Annotated in this window: 25 protein-coding genes; 1 reads left to right on the forward strand and 24 read right to left on the reverse strand. The window is 60.6% G+C overall.

What is annotated here, in order from left to right:
• Positions 1–6: 6 nt before the first annotated feature.
• Both gp17 and D3242_RS01230 read right to left on the reverse strand, forming a co-directional pair.
• The gene (gp17, locus tag D3242_RS01225) at positions 7–405 is read right to left on the reverse strand and encodes a tail completion protein gp17 (protein WP_064983104.1); all 399 of its coding nucleotides are present in this window, start codon (positions 403–405) and stop codon (positions 7–9) included.
• On the reverse strand, positions 402–728 hold the full coding sequence (locus D3242_RS01230; RefSeq protein WP_064983106.1) for a phage head closure protein: 327 nt from the start codon (positions 726–728) through the stop codon (positions 402–404). The genes gp17 and D3242_RS01230 overlap by 4 nt, the downstream gene beginning before the upstream one ends.
• A 1-nt stretch (position 729) precedes the next feature.
• Here D3242_RS01230 and D3242_RS01235 point away from each other — a divergent pair, with 1 nt between their 5' ends.
• On the forward strand, positions 730–1,029 hold the full coding sequence (locus D3242_RS01235; RefSeq protein ID WP_064983109.1) for a zinc ribbon domain-containing protein: 300 nt from the start codon (positions 730–732) through the stop codon (positions 1,027–1,029).
• Here the strand turns inward: D3242_RS01235 and D3242_RS01240 are convergent.
• From D3242_RS01240 to D3242_RS01335, 22 genes are all read right to left on the reverse strand, one after another.
• Entirely contained in the window at positions 1,022–1,507 is a 486-nt protein-coding gene (locus D3242_RS01240) for an HK97 gp10 family phage protein (protein ID WP_064983110.1), read from the reverse strand. The two genes, D3242_RS01235 and D3242_RS01240, sit on opposite strands and share 8 nt — an antisense overlap.
• A gap of 2 nt (positions 1,508–1,509) precedes the next feature.
• Positions 1,510–1,857, reverse strand: coding sequence for a head-tail connector protein (locus tag D3242_RS01245; protein WP_064983112.1), 348 nt, complete (start codon positions 1,855–1,857; stop codon positions 1,510–1,512).
• A 1-nt stretch (position 1,858) separates the two neighbouring features.
• Entirely contained in the window at positions 1,859–2,860 is a 1,002-nt protein-coding gene (locus D3242_RS01250) for a collagen-like domain-containing protein (RefSeq protein WP_064983114.1), read from the reverse strand.
• Entirely contained in the window at positions 2,860–4,275 is a 1,416-nt protein-coding gene (locus D3242_RS01255) for a phage portal protein (RefSeq protein ID WP_064983116.1), read from the reverse strand. Before D3242_RS01255 ends, D3242_RS01250 begins: the two co-directional genes overlap by 1 nt.
• Positions 4,268–4,435, reverse strand: a complete 168-nt coding sequence (locus tag D3242_RS33430) for a hypothetical protein (RefSeq protein ID WP_167470404.1) — start codon at positions 4,433–4,435, stop codon at positions 4,268–4,270. The genes D3242_RS01255 and D3242_RS33430 overlap by 8 nt, the downstream gene beginning before the upstream one ends.
• 51 nt (positions 4,436–4,486) lie before the next feature.
• On the reverse strand, positions 4,487–5,476 hold the full coding sequence (locus D3242_RS01260) for a hypothetical protein (RefSeq protein WP_064983118.1): 990 nt from the start codon (positions 5,474–5,476) through the stop codon (positions 4,487–4,489).
• Complete coding sequence (locus D3242_RS01265; RefSeq protein WP_064983119.1) at positions 5,473–6,285, reverse strand: hypothetical protein; 813 nt, start codon at positions 6,283–6,285, stop codon at positions 5,473–5,475. The genes D3242_RS01260 and D3242_RS01265 overlap by 4 nt, the downstream gene beginning before the upstream one ends.
• Positions 6,282–6,491, reverse strand: a complete 210-nt coding sequence (locus tag D3242_RS01270; RefSeq protein ID WP_064983121.1) for a hypothetical protein — start codon at positions 6,489–6,491, stop codon at positions 6,282–6,284. The genes D3242_RS01265 and D3242_RS01270 overlap by 4 nt, the downstream gene beginning before the upstream one ends.
• The gene (locus tag D3242_RS01275; protein ID WP_064983123.1) at positions 6,488–7,096 is read right to left on the reverse strand and encodes a hypothetical protein; all 609 of its coding nucleotides are present in this window, start codon (positions 7,094–7,096) and stop codon (positions 6,488–6,490) included. Before D3242_RS01275 ends, D3242_RS01270 begins: the two co-directional genes overlap by 4 nt.
• The gene (locus tag D3242_RS34235; RefSeq protein ID WP_064983124.1) at positions 7,093–7,587 is read right to left on the reverse strand and encodes an acyltransferase; all 495 of its coding nucleotides are present in this window, start codon (positions 7,585–7,587) and stop codon (positions 7,093–7,095) included. Before D3242_RS34235 ends, D3242_RS01275 begins: the two co-directional genes overlap by 4 nt.
• Entirely contained in the window at positions 7,584–8,231 is a 648-nt protein-coding gene (locus D3242_RS33250; RefSeq protein ID WP_064983126.1) for a glycosyltransferase family protein, read from the reverse strand. The genes D3242_RS34235 and D3242_RS33250 overlap by 4 nt, the downstream gene beginning before the upstream one ends.
• The gene (locus D3242_RS01285) at positions 8,219–8,773 is read right to left on the reverse strand and encodes a class I SAM-dependent methyltransferase (protein WP_167470405.1); all 555 of its coding nucleotides are present in this window, start codon (positions 8,771–8,773) and stop codon (positions 8,219–8,221) included. Before D3242_RS01285 ends, D3242_RS33250 begins: the two co-directional genes overlap by 13 nt.
• 5 nt (positions 8,774–8,778) lie before the next feature.
• On the reverse strand, positions 8,779–9,366 hold the full coding sequence (locus D3242_RS01290) for a class I SAM-dependent methyltransferase (protein ID WP_064983130.1): 588 nt from the start codon (positions 9,364–9,366) through the stop codon (positions 8,779–8,781).
• Positions 9,367–10,140: a glycosyltransferase family 9 protein gene (locus tag D3242_RS01295; RefSeq protein ID WP_064983132.1), complete on the reverse strand. Its 774-nt coding sequence runs from the start codon at positions 10,138–10,140 to the stop codon at positions 9,367–9,369.
• Complete coding sequence (locus tag D3242_RS01300; RefSeq protein WP_147377443.1) at positions 10,141–10,467, reverse strand: hypothetical protein; 327 nt, start codon at positions 10,465–10,467, stop codon at positions 10,141–10,143.
• Positions 10,464–11,177, reverse strand: coding sequence for a glycosyltransferase (locus tag D3242_RS01305; RefSeq protein WP_064983135.1), 714 nt, complete (start codon positions 11,175–11,177; stop codon positions 10,464–10,466). Before D3242_RS01305 ends, D3242_RS01300 begins: the two co-directional genes overlap by 4 nt.
• Positions 11,168–11,653, reverse strand: a complete 486-nt coding sequence (locus tag D3242_RS01310; protein ID WP_064983137.1) for a hypothetical protein — start codon at positions 11,651–11,653, stop codon at positions 11,168–11,170. The genes D3242_RS01305 and D3242_RS01310 overlap by 10 nt, the downstream gene beginning before the upstream one ends.
• Positions 11,654–11,754: 101 nt before the next feature.
• Positions 11,755–12,078 carry a hypothetical protein gene (locus D3242_RS01315; protein WP_064983139.1) on the reverse strand — a complete coding sequence of 108 codons (324 nt, stop codon included), beginning with the start codon at positions 12,076–12,078 and terminating at the stop codon, positions 11,755–11,757.
• A gap of 62 nt (positions 12,079–12,140) precedes the next feature.
• Positions 12,141–14,108 (reverse strand): phage major capsid protein, encoded by a 1,968-nt coding sequence (locus D3242_RS01320; RefSeq protein WP_064983141.1) that lies wholly within the window; start codon positions 14,106–14,108, stop codon positions 12,141–12,143.
• Positions 14,109–14,132: 24 nt separating this feature from the next.
• Positions 14,133–16,034, reverse strand: coding sequence for a terminase large subunit (locus tag D3242_RS01325; RefSeq protein ID WP_196774184.1), 1,902 nt, complete (start codon positions 16,032–16,034; stop codon positions 14,133–14,135).
• Positions 15,961–16,359 carry a hypothetical protein gene (locus D3242_RS01330; protein ID WP_147377444.1) on the reverse strand — a complete coding sequence of 133 codons (399 nt, stop codon included), beginning with the start codon at positions 16,357–16,359 and terminating at the stop codon, positions 15,961–15,963. The genes D3242_RS01325 and D3242_RS01330 overlap by 74 nt, the downstream gene beginning before the upstream one ends.
• A gap of 525 nt (positions 16,360–16,884) precedes the next feature.
• A complete protein-coding gene (locus tag D3242_RS01335; protein WP_120145478.1) occupies positions 16,885–17,097 on the reverse strand; it encodes a hypothetical protein in 213 nt (70 codons plus the stop codon).
• Between the last annotated feature and the right edge of the window lie 45 nt (positions 17,098–17,142).

Below are 17,142 nucleotides of genomic sequence, written 5' to 3' on the forward strand. Positions count from 1 at the left end.
CGCGGGTTATCGCCAGCGGACGGCGAAACTCATGACACGACGATGGGTGGACAGATCGTCGGCGAAATCAGTGAAGTCGACGGGCTCCTTGGTGAACCAGGCATCATCCGTCGGCGGCGAGTTGGTGCCGGCCCAGTGCAGATCGCGCAGGGCAATCTTGACCGCTTCGCCGATATCGATGGCTTCGCTCGCTTTGAGCGCGATGCAGTGGATTTGCACCGTCGCCTCCGGGTATTGAGAGGCGCCGGCGAGCAGGTATTCCTCATCCTCCGCCGACATGGCGACGGCGATAGCCGGCAGCGCAAGGCCCTGTGGCAATGGAAGCGGCTTGATCCGGGTCGAGACCAGCGCGGTCACGCTCGCCTGCGCCAGAAGCGCGTTGATGGTCAGGGAAACCGCGCTCATTCAACCAGGCTCGCTTGGATTTTGAGGAACTTGCGGCGATCGATTTCGCGAGGCCGGCCGACGATGCGATAGGTCTTGTCCTCGAAAACCAGTTGGTGATTGGGCTCAAGGCCGGTGCGATACCGGATGGTGAAATACAGGCCCATCTCCGCATATTGCCGAGCCGAAGCCTCGCCCTCCACAGACGTATGGAACTCCATCTTCGCCCAGACGGTGGCATAGGTCGACCACGCCTGAACGTCCTCATTGTAGGCGTTGGTCGTTGTGGTGTAGCTTTGAAGCTCGACGCGGCGGTCGAGTTCCCCGGCGCTGATTGAGGCCATTATGCTGTTCGCCCTTTACCTAGCGCTGTCATTCATTGTCGGTCTGGCCGCGCAGAACTATCGCGGCCGGCGTGGCATGCCCTGGTTCCTGCTGTCTTTTGTTGCATCGCCGGTGATCGGCGGCTTGCTATTGCTCGCCTCGAAAGACTTGCGGACTGCTCATGTCGCGGTGACGGTCACCGGGCCAGCCGAGCCGCGCTTCACCAATGGTCCGATCTTCGAAAAGACCTGCCCGCAATGTGCCGAGCAGGTTAAGGTCGACGCCAAGATTTGCCGGTTCTGCCGGCACGAGTTCACTTAGGCAGTTTCGCAGCCAGTTTCGCCGCTCGCTTTTCCATCTCCGGGCCGATCTTGTCGCCGAAGCGCTTCACGACCTGATCGCGGGTCGAATAATAGGCTGGCGCCATGAATGGATGCGGCGCCGAGCCAGGATGAACGACACCCCTGCCCGGCTGGTAATGCGGCGCCGTGCCGAACTCGACCAGATGAGCGTATTTGACCGGCCGGCGTGGACCGAATTCGGTGTTGCGCTGGAAGCCAGCGTTCGGGCCTACCTGAAACGTCGGATTGAGCTTTGATGTGCGCGGCTTCTGCCTGATAACCAGCGATGCCGCCAGCGTCCCGGTGCTTTCCTTCAGCGGCAGCGCCTTGGCATTGGCTCTTGCTGCCTTCAGCGTGGGCTGCAGAGCAAAGCGTGAGGTCACGCCAAGCGGAACCGCCACCTGCTGCGAAAGCGCCCGCAGTGCCCTTGCTGTTTCCTTGTCGCCGCGAACTGGCATGGTCAGGCCAACGTAGGATCGCGCATCGGGTAAAGCAGCGCTGTCACTGGCTTCGGAAGCTGCCCCACATCGAAGAACATGCCGTCCGGGTCGCCGTCGCGCTCCTTCAGCAGGATGCCGGCCAGCATCAGGACCGCCATCGCAACATCGTCGACCACATTGGTCAGATCGTCCGGCGGCGAGTTCGGCGGGCTGTCGATGATGAGAATGCTGCCGGCCTGCCATTTGAGATAGCGCACCACGGCGCGCGAGGATGCACTGAGCGCCCGCGAAATGACGGCATCGGTCTCAGCATCGTCGAGATGAAGCCAGTCCCGTGCTTCCTGGATGGTGACGATGAGGAACGCCATGTCAGTCGACCTTTACCGGCGTGATTTCGCGCGCGGGTTTTATGATCCCATCTTTGCCATCCCGCCCCTTTTTGACCGCCAAGGTCCAACAGCGCTGCTCACCATCCGGCTTGTCGGTCGTATCGGTATGGCAATGGTAGATATTGCCGCCCCAGGTGCAGACGTCACCTTCCTTATAGGATTCTCCACTGCGGAAGACGCCGCGATAGATCATCCATGGGGCTGTGAACGCAAATTCCTTGACCTGACTGCCTTTGACGAAGCGAAACTTGAACCCACGCTCGCCATCGAAGACGACGCTCATGTCATCGAACCCGACGCCGTCGGCACCGTCTTTGCCTGGCGCGCCGTCCTTGCCGACATATTCACCGAGATCGACCGTGGTGCCGTCGCGCAGGATTCCGTTCAGGTGTCCCCGATCATCCCTGATGAACTTCACGACGTCGAGCCCGTCCCGACCGTCTTTGCCGTCGACACCATCCTTGGGAACCGGAATGAGGGTGACAGCTTTTGTCACCGCTTCCTCGATCAGCGGACGCACATCGTCGAGGGTGACGCTTTGCCCATCCTTTGGCACGGGGAGAGCCGCCACCGCGCGTTCGACCTCTGCCATGATCTGCGCGGCCACCTCGACCGGATCGGCGTCCTTGCCCTTCTCTGCGGGCGGGAGCGCGGCAACGGCGTCTGCGACCATCTGCTTGATCAGTTCGGGATCGGCGTCCTTGCCGTCGATGCCTTCTGGAATCTTGTCGACTGCCTCCCGCACCATGGCACCAATATCGGGAAGTTGAGCCGCGAGGCGATCGACCTCTCCCTTGATCATCGGCGCGACATCATCAAGCGTGATCGACTTTCCCGGCTCACCGTCTTTTGGAACCGGCCAGGCGGCGATCATCTTCTCCATGGCCTCGATGCGAGCATTAAGCGGCGCTAGGCTGCGCTCGACATGCCCTTTGACAATGGCAACGATCTCCGCGCCGAAGACTTTCCCGTCGAACGTCATCAGCCGAGGCCCTTCCATATCTCGAGCAGAGCGTCTTTGGCCGCTGCTGCGGTGGCATTGTCATTTGAGGCCGCTTGCGGATCCTCCGCTTGCGCTGCCGGCGGCATCATCGGAACGGCCGTTGGTTTTGCGATAGTGAACGGATCAGGCTGAGCATCGCGCTTGGCAAGCGCCTCGAGGCTGTAATTCTGCTGCTGCAGGTAGACGGCGTTGCCACCCTTGGTCTTCTTCACGCCGATCCTGGCGCGCATCTCATCGATTTCGAGGATGCCGGCCGACTTGTTCAGGACGTCCATCTGCGTCAGCGAATCCATGCGCAGCAGATTGTCGACGTCGAATTCGGTGCCGTAGGTCTTGCCGGCAATGAGCACGCCCTCGCCGATGCCGAGCCCTTCATCGAGACAAAGCTCGGCGGACTCGATGAGCGCCTGCAGGCACTGCGAATAATATTCAGTGTTGAGCGCCTGGACGTTGTTGTTGGTCGGCATCTGGCCGACGCCGATCTTGTAGGGCGGCACATGAAAGACCGAGCAGACAACCTCGGCCGTCCATTTCAACTGGTCGATGAGCTGCGATTCCTCGGCGGTCAGCGCCATGCGCTCATATTTCAGGCCATCGCCGAGAACCGCGACCTTGCCGGCATTCTCGCCGGAGAACTTGGTGTCCCAGGCTTCTTTCAGCCGGGCCGCCGTGTCGTCGCCGATCGAGCCTGGCGCCGTGAGCACGCCGCCGGGCTGCGACTTGTTGCCGAAGAACTTCGCCGAGTTGTTCTGGATGGCCAGGCCCTGGGTGGCGGCCACACCGGCGGCATAGATCGGCGACGTCCCGACCAGCGGATGGAACAGGCAGTTGAACCGGTCGTGGATGATCTCGCTCGCCGGCACCGTGATCGCTTCGGTGAGGCCGGAGAGGTTGTCGTGGTTCAACCGATACCAGACCGAGCCGTCGTCGGCGACGAGCACCCGCACCCGGTTCGGGTCGAGTACATAGAGCGCCGTCACCACCTGGCGATTGTCGCGCACCTTCAGGACGTAGGTGTTGCCGCGCATGAGTTTGGAAAGGATCCAGCCTTCCCAGAACTGGATGCGGTTCTGGTAGCGGTTCGGCTTGCGCAGGACGGGCGAATAGGCTGGGCTGCTGACTTCGGTCCAGATGCCGTCGGCGTCTTCCTGGACCAGTTCGACGCAGAGCTTCGAAATGTCCGACGCGATCAGCGTGATGCACGCATAGACCGCGTTGTAGGAGAGCACCGAGTTGAAATCGACGGTGATGTTCTGCTGCCAGGCGCCGGCAAAGCTCTCGCGAATGAGGTTAATCCATCCGCCGCGGTTCTCGGCGACAGCGGTGGCGCTGGCCGGCACCGCCTTCGCGCGCGGCACGATGGCGCTGGTAAGGATCGTCAGTGCGTTAGCCATTCGGCTTCAGTCCCGAGCGGAGGAAGATGGCGGCGCCGAACATCAAAAGTCCGACAGCGATAAAGGCCCAAGGCATGCCCACCAGCAGATAGATGCCGACGACAATGAAGGCTGCGGCCGAGACGAACAGCACAGCAATGAAGGCAATCGCGATGTTCATCCGGTCGCTTTCTGCGTCGTGATGGTCAGGAAGGATTTCACTGGGTCACCGTCAGTCGCTCGGGCTGGTGGATGCGTTGGTTAGGGAGCCGGTCAGCGTGAAGGCACCGCCAGAACCCTTGTTGGTCAAAAAGCCAGTCGCGTCACCCGAGAAGAAGAACTCCGGCTGATAAGCGAATGGGGTAGAACCATCAGCACCCAGATCGACAGGCTTGCCGCCGCTTTCAAATTTCGCCCTGGTGGCAGAATCCGACCAGTCGACGTAATGCGTGGTCGTCACCCAGACGTCGGAATATTCGACGGCGCCGGCGTTGGCCCCCTTGTTCACGATAAAGTTGTGAGCACTCCACGGATAGAGAATGTCTCCCGGCCGGTCGAACAGTAGCGTTCCCGTGCCATCAACATTTCCTACCCACAAGGACCAAGTGCGCGCGCCACTGCCATTCACGGACAGCATGTAGTGCAGCCAGATGTCGTCGGAGAAAATATCCGTGACGCCGCCGCCGCCAAAGCCTGGGTTGTCCACGCCATCGTTTACAGCGAATGTGAAGTAGGCATCTGAGATAGTGCCCCAGTCGCTAGTTGCGACCACCTGAATATCATCCGATGCTAGATAGTCGGCTGACCCATTTAGGTCGGCCAGAGTGCCGGGGAATCTGATCCAGAAAGACGCCGAAAGAACCGAGGAGTCAGCTACATTGCCGTCCTGATGCAGGAACGCCGTTGCATCAAAATGCACACCATGCGTGACATAGTCGTTGCCGCCCCCACCACCCCCGCCCGCACCGATATTCGCCGCGACATCATCGAGAAGCCGCGCAATCGACGCCCTCAGATGCGAGAGAGACCCTCCATACTGCGCGTCGACCTCGGACAGCATTTGTGCGATGGACTTGAACAAATACGCCGTTGGATCGCCGAGCACCGTCGCCAGATATTGCGGCCATGTGTGGCGCAGCGGATCGTAAGCGAAGCCCTCGCCCTCAAGCGCGGCTATGACTTCTGCCTCCAATGTCTCCTGTGGGGTGGTCAGATAGCTCATAGCATCTTCCACAAATCTCCAGAGACGAGCTCGCGCTCATCGAACTGTGAATAGGCTAGGCTGTTCAGCCAAGGTTGCCGATCGGGATAGATCGGCTCTTCAATGCGCCCAAGATCGCAGCGCCCGACAAGCGAGGCCGCGCTATCCTGGTGGACGAAGACCGGGCATCCCATGATGACAGCCTCGACCGCGGCATTTGATCCGTGCGTCACCAGGCAATGCGCACCCTTCAAGTCTTCATGCAGTTTGCGGCCAGAGCGCTGCATTTCCTTGTTGCGGATCAGCAGTGGCCGGTCTGTCAATTCGTTCAGGCGCTTCACCGTGCGCCGCGTCCAGCCTTCGATGCCGTGAAAGCGCTCGTAGGTCTCGCTCGGCTCGGCAACGACGATGTGTCGGCCAGTGCGCTGCCATGGCCAGATTGGCGCGGGTTTGCGTTCCCAGCGATCAGCCGGCACATCGCGGACTGACTGCATCTGAAACGAACCGACATGCCAGCGATACATGCCCCCGTTGTCGCCTGTTGGCAGGTCGGTGGCGAAGACGCGGAAATAGTAGCCACGGTCCCAGTAAATCCACTTCCGGCCGCGCGCCCGCCACCCCTCGATCAGCGGCTTGATATCCGGCGTGCAGCCGACCACCGGAATGATGTCGTCCGACAATCGATCGAGCGCAGCGAAGTCGGCCCGCACGATGCAGCCGCCGGCCTTCTCGATTGTCGCTCCAATGCGGTTGAACAGATTGAGCTTGAACGCCTTCAGATGGCCGGGAATGAACAGGCAGACAGACGACGGAGAAATTCCACCCGTCATTCTCGAACCATCGGCTCTGGCAGAAGGTGGACCGCGATGCGATCGCCATCTCGCATGTTGGTCAGGTCAAGCGCCAAACGAACGATCGCATCGTGGATCTTGCCGGCCTCATCCTCGCCGTCCTCGACCTCGACATATTCGCGGTAGTCCTCGCCGTGCCCGTTTGGCGAACATTTCGATTCGAGCCCGACCCAATACCGTCTCACTGCCAACCCTCCCTGACCCAGGCTTCATTTACCGCCGGCGGCTTTGGCATGCCGTGGAAATACACGATGCGTGCCGCGCCCAGACCCTTGCCGCGAACATGCGCCTTGTATGACTGCACCTCGCCGGGCCAAATCGCGTCGATGGTCTCGTGCGGCTGCTTGCGGAGCCAGTCCATGTCGTTTTCGCCGCGCCAATCGTCGAAGATAGCCCGCTTGCCGGCCGGGCAGAGCACCACGCCGTTGCAGGCTTCCTTGCCGTAGGGATTCGGCAATGCAATCTTGTCTGCCGTCATGCACCAGTCGGCGAGATGGTCGATGTTGCCCAATATGACGGTATCAAGTCCGACGACAATGAGAGGCACGTTGAGTATAAACGGCTCGATGCAAAAGCCGTAATCAGGTTTGCCTCTGGTTCGAAATCTTTGCTGCAGGATGGGCTCATTGAACTCTCGATACCGATCGGTGAAACAGACAAACCTGAATGGCCTGGAGAGATTACGGTCGAAACCACGATATAGCTTTTCCACCCACGTTTCGTCATAGCCGCGCGAGAAATTTCGGGAATGCTCGTTAGCGTCCCAGAGCATCGTCGCGACGGTGATCAAGCGACATACCTCATCCGCCGCTTTGGCCAATCAGCGGGCCGCTGGAGCGCCTTCCAGTCGTTCCGGCGGTAGACGACGCCCGGAGCCACGCTCTTGCCCACAACGGCCCCTGCGGCCACCAGAGCGCCCTTGCCGATGCGAACACCCGGCAGGATGATTGCGCCGGCGCCGATCGATACATCATCCTCAACAATGACCGTCGGTCTGGTCGGGCTTTCAAACCCTTCCTTGTCGGTCGATGGCCACAAATCGTTGCAGAACCGGACACCCGGCCCGACGAACACACGATCACCGATGACTGTGCCGGGGTTGATCGAGCAATGGTCCTCGATACGGCAATCGGACCCTATCTGCGCGCCGTCGACCTTGGTGTATGGCCCGATGCTAGTCCGCTCGCCCACCATGGCGCAACGGATCACGCTTGCGAACTGCCAGACCTGCGCGCCGGCCGCCACGAAGGAGGTCTCAACAAGCGCCAAAGCGTGGATCATGCGCGCCAATGCTCGGCAACCCATGGCAACCGGACATATTGCGACGGGTCGCGCCAGCCGGGAAAGCACACCACTTTGGCATCCGCCGGCAGCGCCTCGCCCTTCGGCCAGCCGCGCTTCTGGAAGGCGTACACGCCGCTCTCCTTGCCGCATTGCCATCCGGCGGCATCAGGGATCATGTCGGCCAGCCACGCTTGGTCATCGGGGAACGAAAAGTACGGCACCTTCGCGGCCAGTTCCGGGGAAAACTCCTGCCATACATCCGGTCGGTAGCCGGCCTGAAGCATCCAAAGCGAGCCATTGAACGGGCAAGGATTGACCGCGTTGGCGCCCTGCAGGATGACGAAGGGCTCCGGCCGGTCGAACAGTTCATCCAGCGAGCCGGTGACAATCAGGTCGAGGTCCATGCAGACGATGCGGTCGCCTTCCTGAAAACCAAAAGCCTTCTGGAAAACGGTATCGAAAAGCCGGAGGCGCGCAAAGCAGCCTTTCATTTCGGCGAGGTGAATGTCCTGCGGGCCGGGAGAGAACACCCGGAACTCATGATCCTGCTTCAGGTGCCTCGCGACGCCAGCGCGAAGCCGATCGACATAGATCCAGTCGTATTTCGTGCCCCAGAGCCAAGTCGAGACTATGAGCGCCATAAGACGCCAATCCCGTTGTTCTTGCCGGTCGGGCAGAAGCGAAATTCCTCGACGCGCTTCCGTGCGAACTTAATGACGTGCCAGAATTCGGGAACGTCAATACGGACGCCCTCTTTCCAGTCCGGCGCACGATGCCATGCGATGTCATGGAACGCCACGATCTTGCCGATAGACCCGTAGTTTTCCCAATCCTTCCACAGGTAAGGCGTCGTATGGTTGGCGTCGATGAACACGGCGTCGAACGGCCCGAGCGCCCGCACCTGCGCGATGACATCCGGCGCCGTGCTGTCGCCCCAGATCAGGTGCGTATCGTAGCCTTTCAGGCGAAGCTTGGAGACCGTCGCTTTCAATTCGGCTTCGCTCTGTGGCCATGCCCGCGTGCCCCGTGGAAGATCCACCGAGACCACCCGCGACCCTACCGGCATCGCGCTTGCGAGACGTTCCAGCGAACCGCCGAACTTGGAGCCTATCTCGAGGAAGGATTTGACGCCCTCTTTGCGGAAGACCTCGGCGAGCGCGTCGATCTCGGCGGCAACTTGCATGATGGTCATGTGCGCGCCCAGATCGCTGCAACGCCGAGCTCGGCAGAGATGTAGGACGTGTGGATGCGGATCAGACCGACCTGCTTGAGGTCGCTGTCGAGGTTGCTGATCTCCTCGTCGTTCTCCTCCGGCTTGTCCGACGTCCCGCGCCAAGCGAAGTATCCCTTCGTCCACTTGCCGAAATGCTGCATCAGCGCCGTCAGGTCCGCCGGATTCATGATGCGCTTGAGCTTGTGATAGGTGGCGAGGCAGAGCGTGAAATCATACTGCTGCCCGACGAAGGCCGACAGCGCCGCCGGGCCCCTTGTCAGGTCTACCACCTCGAACCGGCTTTCAGTAGAGCGCAGATCGGCGAAGACCTCGCGCGCCGTGTTGATGCCTTCAGGGAAGATGTCGCAGCCATGAACCACCGTCGCGCCATTGTTGGCGAACTCGAACCCGACCAGCCCGCGGTTGCAGCCGATATCGAACACCGACTTGCCCTTGGCGCGCAGCAGCAGGTCGACCATGCCATCCATGCGGATATCGTGGTACCCGGCGACGCGACGCTGGACGGTGTACTTGGCCCCGACGGGGGTAAACTTGTCGACCATTCAGAGCCTTTCCCGAGCCTCTTCGATGACTTCCTCGACGGAGATTGCCTCCATCGCCTTCCTGCAGTGCGAGCAGGGCTTCAGAGAGCCACAGGCCTCAGCACCACCGGTCAGGTTCGCGTGCGTCGTGTAGCCGGTCACAGATGGCGGAATGAAGCCACCGAACAGGACAACCGCCGGAATGCCGACCGCGGCCGCCGCATGATGAAGACCGCCCTCAGAGCCGATGTAGATCGCCGCATGCGACAGCACCGCCACCGCATCGCGAAAGGACGTTGTCTTGAGCGCTGTCACACCGGCCAGCACCGGCGATCCCTTGTCGGACTGGAACTGCGCGACCTTGTGGCCCGCCGCCTTTAGCCGATCTGCCACGGCCTGGAACTTTGCCCTGCCCCAATCCTTGTTGGCCGCTACCGACTTCCACGGCGCGCTTTGCGGCTCGATGATCACGAACCCCTTGCCGAATCTGGCCCCTGCCTTCCGCTCGGCATCATCAAAATACATCTCGCCGGGGATGGCGTGGAAATCCATGTTCCAGACCCAGCGGTCGCCGGCCTGCCGATTGTAGAGACGATGACCCTTGTAGAACGGGATCCAGTCAATGCGATCGGCGCATTCAGACCCAGGAGCGACGATGTTCGGATTGCCGCGAAACACCTCGGCGCTGTGCTGGTCCCAGATGATCTTGATCCCGTTGCCGAAGGCGATGCGCCGGCCGCGCGCCGCGGCACCCTTGGCCAAGCCGGAGCCGAGGAGTTGGTCGCCGAAGCCCATTTAAGAGCCCATCGAGGCAACTGCAAATAGCCCTGCGACGATGAACAACGAAATCAAGATGACGATAGCTATCGGGAAACCGACGCCGTAAATTGGGTTTGCCGAAGCATTGAGCATTGCCGTCCGCTCTGGATGCGGGCCCCACTGATGGTCCGGTTCGCCAGCGAACAGATGAACTTCCAAATCGTAGGTTTCCGGATCGGGCAGTAGATCGACATTCATGAGGCCAGCGCGTTCAACTGCATACCTCTTGCCGGCGATGACGACCTTCAGTTCGCAGCCGCCATCCTCGGCAGACAGAGTTGCAAGAAATTCCTCAACAGTCACGCTGCCCACCTCGCCAGTTCTGCACGCCATTCGTCGGCGTATTCGCAATCCTCGTAGCCCGCCATTGCCGGCGTGCCATCTGTGAAATGCACGATCGCCGGGTCGATCGCCGGGTCGGAATGGCCGACCAGATAGTTCCATTTCGGATCGAGCGCGCCGATCTCCTCGTCCTTGAGCCAGCAGAAGGCATGCAGATCGCGGCCGGGTACCGAGTTGACCAGTTCCGGCGTCAGTTTCTGGTTAGCCGGGTGGTCGCAGTTGAACAGCATCACGCTCGACCAGTTCTTGCGCGGGTACCGGGTCTGGGCCTGCCCGTCCATTTTGGTGGTCGCCGTCGGCTGGTGATCGTGCTTCACCACCATGACGGCCTTGTCGGAGTCGGCCGATTTGAACAACGCCAGCAGATCGCGGCGCACCAGCATGTCGGCGTCGATGAACAGCGCCCATCCTGTCTTGGCCAGACGAGGCACCATGAAGCGGCTGCAGGCGAATTCCGTGCTCATCGGAGCATCGGAGATATCATCCCACAAACGCCCGTCCTTGCGGCTCGTTGGCCGGGTGTATAGCCCCCCGGTTCGAAGATCCGTCAGCACCACGCCGCGCACCGGTATCGGGGTGATGAGATGCCGGTTGATGGAATGACGCGCCACCGCGAATGCGTCGGCCTCACGCGGATCGAAGCCGACCCAGATCGATTGTTTCATTGCCATTCTGCGAGCATGTCCTCGATCGAGCGGCGCGGGAAACAGCGCATCGCCGAGCCCTGAAACGTATTGATGACTTGAACGCCCATTGCAGACAGCACCGGCGCGGCTTTGTCGAAAGCCTCGATCCAGCGGCGAAAGTTGGATTCGTTCGGGTTATTGGCGCCGTGCCAGGTATTGCGGCCGTACCAGTGGATACCGTTGCGATCAGTCATGTCGAAGCCGACGAGAAGGATTCTCTTGGCCCCGAATTGAACCGCCAGATTGAGCGCCTGGAACCCGCTGTTCCCGCCGGCCCCGACCGTGCCGATTTTCATCTGCAGATCATCGAGATAGCGATTGCCACCACTGGCCGCGATCTTCACCCGGCGAATGTCGGGAAACCCTTCAAGGCCATTGCTGGCCCAGCAGATTTTCAGGCCGTGGAAGTCGGGAAGGCCCTTGCGGTGCTTCCACCATGGCCCGTCGCAGCCGTAGACCACATCCGCCCATGGGCAGAGGTCGACGGTTTCCTTGATGGCGATGACCCGCGCCTTGTCCCGAAGCGCCTCGATATTCGATGTCTTGGCCGATGGCCCAGATGCTATGATTGCGACGGTTCGTCCTCGCCAGTCGGGCCAGGATAGCTCATTGGTCTGACCGCGGTTGTCTCTTCCGCCGTCATGTCGCGGCGAAGGTAAGCCCGCTTCGGCTTTGGGGTTTCGTCGACTTCGACCACCTCCGGCTTTGCTTTCTTCGGCGGGTCGACATGGGCGGGCTTTGCCATCTCGGTGGCGCGCATCGCCTTGTGGCGGCGCTCCAGGCGTTCTGCATCGCGCTCATTGGCGACATCGAACGTCTCGCCGGCCTTATATTCCTTGCCGTGATCGCCGTGATAATAGAGCCGCTGCGCAATCATCTTGACCATTGGGGATTCTCCTCAAAAAGAGAAACCCGCCGAACCGAAGCCCGGCGGGTCTATTGTTCCGATCAGCCGTAGTTGCCGCCAGTGATGTACTGGACGGCGCCGGTACGGGCCTTGACCCAAGTGACATAACGCTCGCAGCGGATGCCGACGAGGTTGTTCTGCCACAGGGACACGAGCTGCGTGGAAGCGGTGACTGGAGAATCCGGCGCGCTGTCGGTCTGGATCGAAGCTTCGGTCGAGACATCGACTTCCACGCCACCATCGTCGGCGATCAGGATGCTGTTCGCAGCCAGCGCGACGATGATACGGCCATCCGCCGGCGAACCGCCGTTGGCCGCGACGTTTTCGGAGGTGACCACCGGAACGCCTTCGATGAAGCCGCCGTCCTTGTTGATGTCGGGGAACTCGCGCCCACCGAAATCGTTGCGGAGCAGAGCAAGGCGAAGAGCCTGCGTCTGGCTCATGACGATGACCAGATCATCCAGAGTGTAGTTCGACGCCGTGTAGAGCGCCAGGAGGCGGCCAAAGTCGGCGCGGAATGCGTCGGCCGTGATGCCGCTGGCCGTGATCGGCGTTGCAGTGTTGGTGATGGATGCCGGGGAAACACCGGTAACGACAGCCTTCGACGGATCGAGGAAGTCGTTGTCCATCAGCTTGATGATCGCCTTGGTCAGCGAGTTGATCATCACGGCTTCAGCGCTCGGCTGCGAAAACCGGAGCAGTTCCTGGGTCAGGAACGTGATGCCGGCGATCTTGTTGAAGTCGAGCGTAACGGTGGCGAGCGCGCCCGCGCTGACTGGCTTGGGCGAACCCTGTCCGACCCAGTAACCGGTGGTCTCTCCGGTCTCGCTCGGCACCTTCACGTTGAAGGGGACGGCACGCAGGCCGGGGATGCGACCGATAAGGGTCTTGGGGCGAAGCAGTTCGAGAAACTCGTTCTGCAGGTTGTTGTAGGTCACCAGCGGGCCGGCCCATGCCGAATCCGTGGTCGATGCCGCCGCAACCGCCGCTTTGATGACATGCTTCGGCGTCTTCAGGAGTTCGGCGAGTTCGCTGCCCCATCCGCGCGAAATGGCGATGTCATACGGCGAGCAGCCGTCTTCCTTGGCCATGAAGCGGGCCGAGAGCAGGCGAACGAAGCCGGTGCCCTTGGGTGCGTTCTGCTTGACCTGGATGATGCCGGGCTGGCGCGAGCGAGTGCCTTCGGCTTCGCTGGAACCGCCAACCGCCTTGGCCGTTGCGATCACGTTCTTTTCCCGCTCACGAAGGCGGCCGAGATGCTCGTCGATCTCCTTCACTTCGCCCGAGAGCGTGTCGTAGGTTTCCTTCTGCTCGGCGTCGAGGGTCTCACCCTTTTCGGCCGCGCCGTCCATGATCTTGTCCATGTCGGCGGACTTCGCCTGACGCGTGGCTTCAAATGCGGAGATCTGCTCCGCGATGGTCTGTTTCATTTTCGTGCCCTCCTTGGGCAAAGATTTCACGGTTGTGGTGGGTTTTTCCCGTGTCGCCGGGGGAGGAACAGGCCGACCTTCGCCATCCGAAATGCCTGTCGCGGCGCGGATTTTGGTGTCGATCGACTTGATTTGAGAAATGGTGGCGTCGGCGTTGGCCGGAATCGTCACCAGTGAAAGTTCCATGACTTCACTGGAAATGAAGCGGACGCCGCCCGTGCCCTCGATGAAAGCGTACTCGATGGCGCGGAATCCGATGGAAACTGCCGAAACCAAGCCCGCTTTCACAGACTGCCAAGCCTCGTCGACGCGATCCTTCAGCGTGCCTGGCTCGGTGATCTGTGCCAGCTTCGCCTCGAACGTGATGCCGTTCTTGGTTGGCTTATCGAACTTGACGGTGCCGACCGGCTTGTCCGACTGGTGCTGCCAAAGCAGCGGCATCGGGTTCTTGAACTCGACGCCCATCGGCTCGACGATATCGCCCATCCGATCCGGCGTCGGAGTCGTGGCCGTGCCGCGGATAATACGGTTCTCGGTGTCGACGCTCTTAACGTCGAGCACGGAATAGGCTCGGTTCATGGTGGTGGTCCTGTTAAGGCCGCGTCAGCCGACGAACAGCATCTGGAATTTCTTGGCAGGGGCGCCCTCGTAGGCATGGGCGGCCCCTACAGCCATCGCGAGAGCAACGGCGCAGTCGATCTTGTTGGTTGCCCGCTCCTTGGCGAGCCAGTAGTTGCCCCAGCGGTCTTCATCGGTGACGGCCGACATCATCGCCGAGATCAGAACCGGGTTGCGTAGGAGCCGGATGCGCCCTTCGCTGATGGCGTCTTCAAGCATACGAACTGAGCCTGGCATCCACAGGCCTTCCGGCTTGCGCTTGGCTGCTTCGGCCGCATCCTTCATGGCCTGGTTCGGCTCGCCCTTTTTCGTCCCACCTTGCGGATGCTCTACGAACTCGACCGAGATCCCTAGCTTTTCGCATTCCGGTTCGAAACCGCGACGAAATGCATACCGGTCATAGGCCAGACACTTGACCTGGAAATCATGGGCGTATTCCGCGACCGCTTGCGCAACATGGTCGTAGCGGATGCTCAAACCCTTGGGCGCGTTGATGAAGCCGGCCTTCGCCCATTCTCCGTAGGGCTGCTTGTCCTTTATTGCCCGCGCTTCCATCGTGTCGCCGGGTGTCCATGCCTCAATCCAGGCATCGAACGTTGGCTTCAGGACAGATTGGATCTTGCCGTCCCGCTCGGCCTCGACCTCAACTTCTCCGGTCCTGACCACGCAGGCGAGCGCCGTGATGTCCTTGTTCTGGGAGAGATCGCAGCCCATCCAGATCGACTTGCCGCGGTGCTGTTCCTTTTCAAAACTGGCGATGCATGGCTCGAGCGCGGTGCGCGTCATCCATGCCGTTTCAGCATCCGTCCACACGCAGAAGTGGAGCCGTAGAATGTTGTTCAGCTTCGAAGGGATGTCCTTCGCCTGCTTCACGACACCGGCCAGGTATTCCTCAGTGATAGTGATGCCGAGCAGTGGGTTGGCCTTCGCCCAGCAGGATGGATCGGTCAACGGGTCATCGCCAACGTCGAGCCCGCAAACAAAACTGAAGGTGGTGTCGTCTATGATCTCGCCCAGGTAATGGGCGTCATCGTCCTTTGCGTCTCGGTTGCCAGCCGCCACCTTGACGGCATGTTCGTGTTCGTCGCGGCAGACGCTGGTCCGATCGCTGCCCGAATTCGTGATCATCAATAGCAGCGGTTGCCGGCGAAACTTGAACCCGCGCTCCAGCATTTCGATGATGCCGGAGTCTGGATGCTCGTGCAGTTCGTCGATGAGCGCGAAATGTGGTCGTGGGCCTGAGCCTGTCTTCTTCGTTTCCCGTGAAACCGGCCTGAAGAATGACCCGTTTTTCAAATAGGCGAGGTTGAATTCCTTGCCGGCAGAACCGCTGCGCTTGATGCGCTCGTCGAGATCAGGAGACTGGACAACCATCTTGACGGCATCGCGGAACAGGATGCCCGCCTGCTCCTTGGTGGCGCCGGCCGAGTAAATCTCCGCTCCAGCCTCGCCGTCATAGAGCAGACCGCACAGCCCTATCCCGCCGGCCATGGGGGACTTACCGTTGCCCTTCCCCTGCTCGATGTAGGCACGACGGAACCGCCTGGTCCCGTCAACCCGCTTCCAACCGAAGATTGATCCGACAATGAAGTCCTGGGACGGGTGAAGATTGAAAGCCTGCTTGTCGAACTGGCCTTCGCTGAGCTTCAGCTTGCTCTCGAAAAACTCCTCGATGATGCGGTCACCTTCGAACCCATCGAAGAAGATGTCATCGCGCTGGATATCGTCCAGGTGGCGGCGGCATGCATTCCTGACATGAGGCCCGGCCACTACATCGCCGGCGACAACCGCCAGCGCATAGGCCGTGGCCCGATCAGGCGAAGCCGCCGTCTTCCTTTTTGCCCTTGCCATCAGATCCGATACGGTTTCGCTCGTCAGTAAGGCCAAGCTCGCTCATGTAAGCGCGCATCTGCCCGTGCTTCGATGCGGGGAAACTTGTCGGCGCGAAGCGGAACTCCTGCCACAGTTCGCAAAAGGCGATCGCCGCGGCCTCTTTCGATCCGTCCAGCCATGACGCCGGTTCGATATAGCGTTTCCAGGCCGAAATGCCTTCGCCCTTCAGGGACTTTGGGCGCAAAAGCTTGCCGAATTTCGCGCTGGCGTCTTCGGCGATCTTCCTCAGCTTGCTCTCGGTTCCGTGGCGCGTTACGTTCCGCGTTCCGTCTATCAACCTGAGATGTGCTGGCTTTGGTTTTGCGCCCCGAGATGCCATTGCAGAATTCCAATCTCAAAACTTTAATCTGCAAAAACGCGAACTTTGGATCGGCGAGCGGTCGGGCTGGTTTTGCTTTGCTGCACTGCAATACCCCCCCCCCTACCGCACTGCACCATGCCATTTGTGTTGCGACGCACAATGGTTGTGGTTTGAACTGTCGATGTTTGAACGGGTCAGGGTTGAACGATCGACGATCTAGCGGTTCGAGGGATGACGTGGGTCTTGCGGCCATCCATCGGCACCGATCTGCGTGCTGAAGCCGAGCTTTTCCTCTGATTGGATTGGTCCATCATGGCATGGAGCACATGAGGACTCGAATGGACCAGCAAAGAAGGCTGTCTTCTTGGTCTCAGGGTCGACGTGGTGGCATACCGTGGCGATGGTGATGCGGCCTTGCTTCTTGCACCTGGCACACAGGGGATGCTTGGCTAGCTGCCCTGCCCTGATGCGCTGCCACTGTCCTGTCTTGTAGAGCTTGCGGTATGCTTCGGCTTCAGGGCTGCGTCTGTCTATGCGTGCCATCTACCTGAGAGGGATTGGCCGGTTGATCTGCAGCAACGAGACATCCACGCCTGCAGCCTTGGCCGCATCATAGACTGCCTTGCTGACGATTACGCGCTGGCCGTTGCACTGGGCCATGAACGACCGAAGCATGGCGTCGCATTCTTGGGGCGTCTCGGGTGCGAATAGCGGCATGCCCATGGCGTTCACCTGCAGTTCGGGTTTCCCAGCCACTCGCTTTGCGAGCAGTCGTGCTGGAACAACGGGTGAGCGCATGCC

This window comes from Mesorhizobium jarvisii, assembly GCF_003601985.1.
GTDB lineage: Bacteria > Pseudomonadota > Alphaproteobacteria > Rhizobiales > Rhizobiaceae > Mesorhizobium > Mesorhizobium jarvisii.